The organism is Streptomyces odonnellii, from assembly GCF_000981895.1.
GTDB lineage: Bacteria > Actinomycetota > Actinomycetes > Streptomycetales > Streptomycetaceae > Streptomyces > Streptomyces odonnellii.
The window spans coordinates 1-6876 of record NZ_LATD01000150.1 but is presented as its reverse complement, the minus strand read 5'-3'; the positions used below and the strand labels follow the sequence as shown (position 1 = coordinate 6876).

The 6876-nt window shown below is 68.9% G+C and carries 6 protein-coding genes; all 6 read right to left on the bottom strand.

The annotated features are described in order from the left end of the window. Window positions 1–890: alpha/beta hydrolase (locus WH07_RS15440; RefSeq protein ID WP_063775771.1), on the bottom strand; the 890-nt coding region annotated here is incomplete at its 3' end. 56 nt (window positions 891–946) lie between these two features. Next, window positions 947–1894, bottom strand: a complete 948-nt coding sequence (locus tag WH07_RS15435) for a carbohydrate ABC transporter permease (RefSeq protein WP_046500463.1) — start codon at window positions 1892–1894, stop codon at window positions 947–949. Next, entirely contained in the window at window positions 1891–2823 is a 933-nt protein-coding gene (locus WH07_RS15430) for a carbohydrate ABC transporter permease (protein WP_046500462.1), read from the bottom strand. Before WH07_RS15430 ends, WH07_RS15435 begins: the two co-directional genes overlap by 4 nt. Further along, window positions 2820–4205 (bottom strand): ABC transporter substrate-binding protein, encoded by a 1386-nt coding sequence (locus WH07_RS15425; protein WP_046500461.1) that lies wholly within the window; start codon window positions 4203–4205, stop codon window positions 2820–2822. Before WH07_RS15425 ends, WH07_RS15430 begins: the two co-directional genes overlap by 4 nt. A 162-nt stretch (window positions 4206–4367) precedes the next feature. Further along, window positions 4368–5465 carry an enolase C-terminal domain-like protein gene (locus WH07_RS15420; RefSeq protein ID WP_046500460.1) on the bottom strand — a complete coding sequence of 366 codons (1098 nt, stop codon included), beginning with the start codon at window positions 5463–5465 and terminating at the stop codon, window positions 4368–4370. A gap of 65 nt (window positions 5466–5530) precedes the next feature. After that, window positions 5531–6876: discoidin domain-containing protein (locus WH07_RS15415; protein WP_046500459.1), on the bottom strand; the 1346-nt coding region annotated here is incomplete at its 5' end.

The following is a 6876-nucleotide window of genomic DNA, read 5'->3' as shown; positions in this document are numbered from 1 at the left end:
GTCAGGAAGGCAACGCTCTTGGCGACCAAGGGCGTCGGGTCCGCGTTCAGGAAGATGTGTTCCGCGTCGGGGACCGGGATCAGTTCCGCCTTGTTGCCGGCCTCCTGGAGCAAGCCGGCCAGGCGGCTGCTGTGGCTGTACGGGACCACCGTGTCGCGGGTGCCGTGGATGAGCAGGAAGGGCGGGGCCGGGGAGCGGGTGGCGTACGTGGTGGGGCTGGCCGCCCGCGCCAGCTCGGGGTGGTCCGCCGGAGAGCCGGACAGGAGCGCGATGACGGGGTCGTCCAGGCTGTCCCGCAGCGGTGTGTCCACGTCGGCGACGCCGTACCAGTCCACCACCGCCGTGACCGTCGTGTCACCCTCCGGTATTCCCTCCGTACCTTCGAGCGCGGGGTCGTCCGTGCCCGTCAGGCCCGCCAGCGCCGCCAGGTGCCCGCCCGCCGACTCGCCCCACACACCGAGCCGCGCGCCGTCGATCCCGAGCTGCCCCGCGTAGTGGCGCAGATAGCGGATGGCCGCCTTCACATCATGGAGCTGCGCCGGGAACGGGGCCTCGCGGGCGTGCCGGTAGTCGATGGTGGCGACCGCCAGCCCGGCCCGTACCAGCGAGCCGAACAGCAGATCCGTGCTCACCGTCGGCGGCGGATAGCGCCGGTCGCCCTCCAGCCAGGCGCCGCCGTGGATCCACACCACCACGGGCACGGGCTCATCCGATGCCGGTACGGACAGGTCGAGCAGGCGCGGCCGGTAGCCGGATTCGGTGGCGTAGCTCAGCCCGTCGTACCGGCGCACACCGTCGGTGCCGGTGGCCGGAGCGGTCGGCGGATGGTGGGCCGGCCTCGCGGCCAGCTCGGGCGGGGGCCAGGTGACGGAGCCGGACTCGGTTTCCAATGCTGCTCCCAGGTCAATGGGCAGGGACTCTGCCCCAACGGTCTTTGACTGCGCGGCTATTCCTTGGTCGCTCCGGCCAGCATTCCCGACACCAGCGTGCGCTGCGAGAACAGGAACAGCACCAGAACGGGCAGGATCGCGACCAGGATCGCCAGGGCCAGTTCGGGAATGGTGATGTTGAGACCCGCGCCGGCGACCGGGTTGAACGAGGGTGTGGAGGTGAGGAGTTGGTTGAGCCCCACCTGGACCGGGAACTGGTCGCTGTTCGGCAGTACGAGATACGGCAGGAAGAAGTTGTTCCAGTTGCCGACGAAGCTGAAGAACGCCACGAGCCCCACCACCGGCTTCGCCAGCGGCAGCGCGATACGGGAGAAGAGCTGCCACTCCGTGCAGCCGTCGATCCGCGCGGCGGAGAGCAGGTCCCTGGGCAGGCTGCTGCCGAAGTAGATATAGACCAGATACACGCCGAACGGGTAGAAGGAGAAGGGCAGGATCACCGACCAGACGGTGCCGATGAGATGGAAGCGGTTCAGCTCCAGGAAGATCGGCAGGACGAGGGTGGCCTGCGGCATGATCATCGTGACCAGGGTGATGGTCAGCAGTGTCTTGCGGCCCCGGAACTTGGTCAGTGCCAGCGCGTAGCCGGCGGGCACACTGACCAGCAGCGTCAGGATCAGCGAACCGCCCGAGTAGATCGCCGAGTTGGTCAGCCAGGTGGTCATCGCGCCGTCCTGGAAGCCGAACAGATGGCTCCAGGCGGTGCCGATCTGCTGGAACGAGCCGAAGGACAGCGGGTTGTCGTGCACTACTTGGCCGGCGGTCTTCGAGGGTGCGAGGAGCAGCCAGATCACCGGGAGCACGAAGAACACCAGCAGGACGGCGAGCAGCAGGCCCACGATCAGGAAGGAGACCAGCCGGGACGGTCGGACACGCGGTCCGGAGCCGGCGCCGGTGCCGCGCCGGCCCGCCGCCACGGCGGAAGGGGACAGAGGGAGTTGTGTCATTTCTCGTCCAACGTGAACAGGTTCGATCGGGCGACGAGGAGCCCCGCGGCGATCAGTCCCAGTGCCAGCAGAAAGACCGAGATGGCGGCGGCGCCGTTGAAGTCGCCCTGCTGGAAGGCGTAGACGTACGCGAGCTGGTTGGGCGACCACGAGGGGCTGACCCGGCCGAGGCTCGCGGTCTGGAGCAACTGAGGCTCCACGAAGAGCTGGGTGCCGGTCGCGAAGGCCATGATCGTCATATAGACGATCCACTGCCGGATCATCGGGATCTGGATGTGCCAGGCGGTACGCCAGGGCCCCGCGCCGTCCATCCGCGCGGCCTCCAGCACCTCGTCCGGAATGTTGTTGAGCGCCCCGTACATCACCACCATCCAGCCGCCCGCGCCGGTCCAGAACGCGATCAGCATCAGGATCAGCGGCAGATTGCCCGGCGCGAGCACGGCCGCGAAGCTGTGCATGCCCATGCTGTTGAGGAGCCAGGACACCGGGCTGACATCCGGGTCCAGCATGAACAGCCACACCAGCACACTGGCCACCCCGGCGAGCGCGCCCGGAATGTAGTACAGGAACCGGAACAGCGCCGAGGTCCCCGGCCGTACCCGGCTGCGCAGCACCACCGCGACGAGCACGACCAGCACAACGAGGACGGCCAGCCACATGACCAGATACACCAGCATGTGGGTGAAGGCCGGGACGAAACGGTAGTCCTGGGCGACCTTCACGAACTGGTTGAACCCGGTGAACTGCCCCCGGTCGTTGGTGAGCGCCAGATAGAACGAGTAGCCGGTGGGGAACACACCGAACGCGAGCAGCAGCAGGGCGTAACCGGCGACGAAGAAGTAGCCCGCACGGCCGGGGCCCCTCCGCCGCGGCACGGTGCCGCGGCGGAGGGCGGAGACGGCGACGCGCTCGGTCTCCAGCAGGGTCATTCGTCGACCACCTGGTATCCCTCGGCCTTCGCCTGGTTACGGATCTCCTCCTGCCAGGCGGGCAGGGTCGAGACCAGGCTCTTGCCCGAGGTCAGCGCGGGCAGAACCACGCTCGACCAGGCGGTGGCGTCCGAGAACCTGGTGTTCGACCAGCCGGTCCACACCTCGTCCGCGGCCTCCTGGAACGGCTTGGTCACATCGTTGGCGAAGTAGTCGCTGTTCACCGGGTTGGCCAGCCACGCCTGGGCCGCCTTGGTGTACGCGGGGTAGGTCGGCGCGGACGCCTGGTTCTCGTCGGAGGTGGTCAGCCAGGTGACCAGATCCGTGGACGCCTTGAGATTGGCGCTGTGCGAGGACACCATCCACACACCACCGCCCACATTGCCGGTCGTACGGGCGGTCTCGCCCTGCCAGGCCAGCGGAGGCGCCACGGCGATCTGCTTGGCCGGGGTCTTGAAGGCCGTCTTGAACAGGTACTGCCCGTACCAGGACGGCCCGTACGCCATCAGCACCTTGGAACCGCTGTCCTTGGCGAAGCCCTGGCTGAAGAACCCCTTGGTGGTGACGGCCTTCGCCGAGATGAGCCCGTCCAGCAGCTTCGCCGTCCGGACACACTTCTCGTCGTTCAGGTCACTGCGCAGTGTGTCCGGCTTCACCAGGCTGAACGCCGGGCACTGGCCCGCCCAGAAGTACGACTCGTGCGAGTTGGTGTCACCGACCGAGCCCACCAGATAGCCGGGGTGCTCCTTCGCGACCCGCTTGCCCAGCGCCTCGTACTGCTCCCAGGTGGCGGGGACCTCGTAACCCCACTTGTCCATCAGGGACTTGTTGTACCAGAGCACCACCTGCGCGATGTCATTGCGCATGCAGTACGTGTGCCCGTTGAACTGGCAGGGCGCGAGGGAGCCCTTGGCGAAGCCGTCCAGGGTGCTCTTCGGGACGAGCTTGTCGTCCAGCGGCGCCGCGAACGCCTGCGCACCCGGCTTGGTCGGCTCCGACGCCCACGTCATGTCGGTGGGCGAGCCGAACACCACGTCCGGCCAGCCGCTCCCGGTGCGGTCGAAGAGCTGCGTCTTCGACTGGAGATACGTGGAGCCGTCGGCGCCGCCGTCGTACGTGACGATCTCCATCTTCACGTCCGGGTGCGACTTCTGGTACGCCTGCACCGACGGCAGCCGCGTCGAGTCCGCCCACACCGTGATCGGCGAACCTTCCTTCTGCGCGGCCGGCTTGAATCCCTGATCGGCGGAGGGAGAGTCGGTGGAGGTGTCGGCACTGGCACAGCCCGCCAGCACGGCCGCCATGGCCAGGGAGAGCGCGGCGGTGGCGGTACGCAGCACCGCGCGGCGCCGGCCGGCTCTCGGAGATCCGGAAGACCTCATCGTCTTGCCTTTCTTGTTCTCGCGTGGACCGCGTGGGACCGCGGGACCACATGGGGCCGGGGGGACCCCGTGGGACAGGTAACGCGCCGGATGGGGGCGCCGGGTTCGGCAACGGCCGTGATGTCCGTGACCTTCGTAAGGGCATCGGCTGCCGCCGCCCGGTCAGCGCGGCTGCTCGACGAAGCGCTGGAGCTCGCTCCCGTAGCCGAAGTCGAGCGGGAGGGCTATGCCCGGCCCCGTGGGGGCGTGCACCAGGCCCTGGGCGTCCACATGGCGCTCGCGGACGACCTTCGTCGCGGTCACCAGGGACTCGTAGTAGGTGGTGTTGGAGATGGCCATGCACAGGTGGTGGTTCGGGATGTCCGAACCGTGCACCTCGGCGCGGAGCCGGTAGGCGTCGGCAAGGTGTGCGGTGCGCATGGCACCGGTGATCCCGCCCCGGAGGGTGGTGCCGGCGCGCACCCCGAAGGTGGCGGCGCCGGCCCTGATGAAGTCCGCGGAGTTCATGTGCGCTCCGTCGGAGGTCTCTGCGACCAGCAGCGGGATGTCCACGGCCGCCGCCAGCCGCTGGTACGCGGAGATGCTGAACTCGCGCATCGGCTCCTCGTACCAGAGGTAGTCCGCCTCGGACAGGGCCCGCCCCAGCCGGATCGCGTCCGGCAGGTCGAAGCCCGCCGACCCGTCGTACATCAGCGGCACCGAGGGGCCGACATGGTCGCGCAGCGCCAGACACAGCTCGGCGTCCCTGCGGGCATCGCCCCAGGCGTGCAGTTTGATGCCCCTGTACCCCAGTTCGAGGCACTGGTCCGCCACGTCGAGGAACTCCGCGACACTGGAGAACGTCGAGGTGGAGGCGTACGCGGGGATCGACTCGCGGAAGCCGCCGAGCAGGCGCCAGACCGGCTGGCCGTGGTACCGGCCGGCCAGGTCCCACAGGGCGGTGTCGATCAGGCCCAGGGCGGGGAGCGGGAGTTCGTGGATACGGTCCAGCTCCCACACCCGGTGCCACAGCCACTCCCGGCGGAACGGGTCGGCTCCGACCAACTCCTCGCGGAAGACCCGCTCGACCAGGTCGCGCAGGGTGATGAAGGCGCCCGGCCTGGCGAACAGAGCCACGCCTTCGGCTCCCTCGTCGGTACCGATGCGCAGGACCGCGCCGTCGCCCACCGGAGCGCTTCCGCTCAGCCCGTCCCGCCAGCGGAAGGGCGGGCTGGCCGCCGGAACGTCGATCCGGTGTACTTCGACATGGGTGATCTTCATCGTGGCTTTCGTTTCTGTGTGGGCGTGCCGGTCCCGCGCGTACGGTTCCGTGGGGCGCGTACGGGTCAGAAGTCGCCGTACGCCTGGAGTTCGTAGATGCTGCCGCCGTTCCAACTGGAGCCGGTGACGGTCAGCCGCAGATAGCGGGCGGTGACGGGCTTGTCGGCGAATGAGTAGTTGGCCGCCGAGACGGTGTTGGCGGAGGTGTGGTCGTCGAGGGTGGACCAGGACGATCCGTCGGTCGAGTACTCCAGGCGGTACTGGTAGCCGCTGGGCTTCTCGAAGGTGGTCACCACACCGGAGACACTGGTGTCCTTGCCCAGGTCCACCTGGATCCAGGAGGGGTCGGGCAGTCCGAGGCCCTGGGCCCAGCGGGTGGAGAGGTTTCCGTCGACGGCCCTCTCGGGGGTGTTGTCCTCCGAGTACGACGAGGCCGTGACGGGCTTGTTCAGCGCCAGATCGTTGTCGGCGGGTGTGGTGACGACGGCCGCCTCGCCGGGCTCGGAGGTGTTGAGCGCGGCGTCGCGGGCGACGACGGTGAACGAGTACTGCTTGTCCGGGGTCAGACCGGAGACCCGCAGCGAGGTGGCGCCGGTGACACCGATCCGCTTGCCGTCCTGGTAGACGACATAGCTGGTCACACCGGTGTCATCGGTCGCGGCCGGCCAGTCCAGGTCCACCAGGCTGGGCAGCAGCGGTGTGACCCGCGGCCGGCCGGGGGCCGAGGGGGCCGTCCGGTCCGTGCTCGGCGCGCGGGGCGTGCCGTACACCTGGAAGTCGAAGATGCTGCCGCCGTTGCCGCGCGATCCGGTGACGGTCAGCCGTACGAAACGGCCCGCGACCGGCTCGGCGGTGTGGACGTAGTCGGTCATCGCCGACGTGTCCTCGGACGTACGGTCCGCCAGGGTCTTCCAGTTGACCTCGTCCGGTGACACCTCGATCCGGTACTTGTAGCCGCTGCTCTTCTCGAAGGTGGTGATCGCACCGGTCACGTCGTACTGCGCGCCCAGGTCGACCTGGATCCAGGAGGGGTCGGGCAGTCCGAGACCCTGGGCCCAGCGGGTGGACGGATTGCCGTCCACCGCCTTCTCGGGAGTGTTGTCCTCGGAGTACGAGGAGTAGGTGACGGGCTTCTTCAGCGCCAGGTCGCCGCCCGCCGGCATGGTGACCTTCACCTCGCGGCTCGGCGCGGACTCGTTGCCGGCCGCGTCACGGGCGGTGATCCGGAAGGCGTAGGTCCTGCCCGCGGTGAGGCCGGAGATACGGACCGAGGCCTTGCCGGACGCGTTGACCAGTGTGCCGTCGCGGTAGACGGAGTAGCCGGTGACGCCGTTGTCGTCGGTGGACGCCGCCCAGGTGAGGTCCGCCACGGTCGGGAAGTCGGTGACCGCGGCGGGGGTGCCGGGGGCGG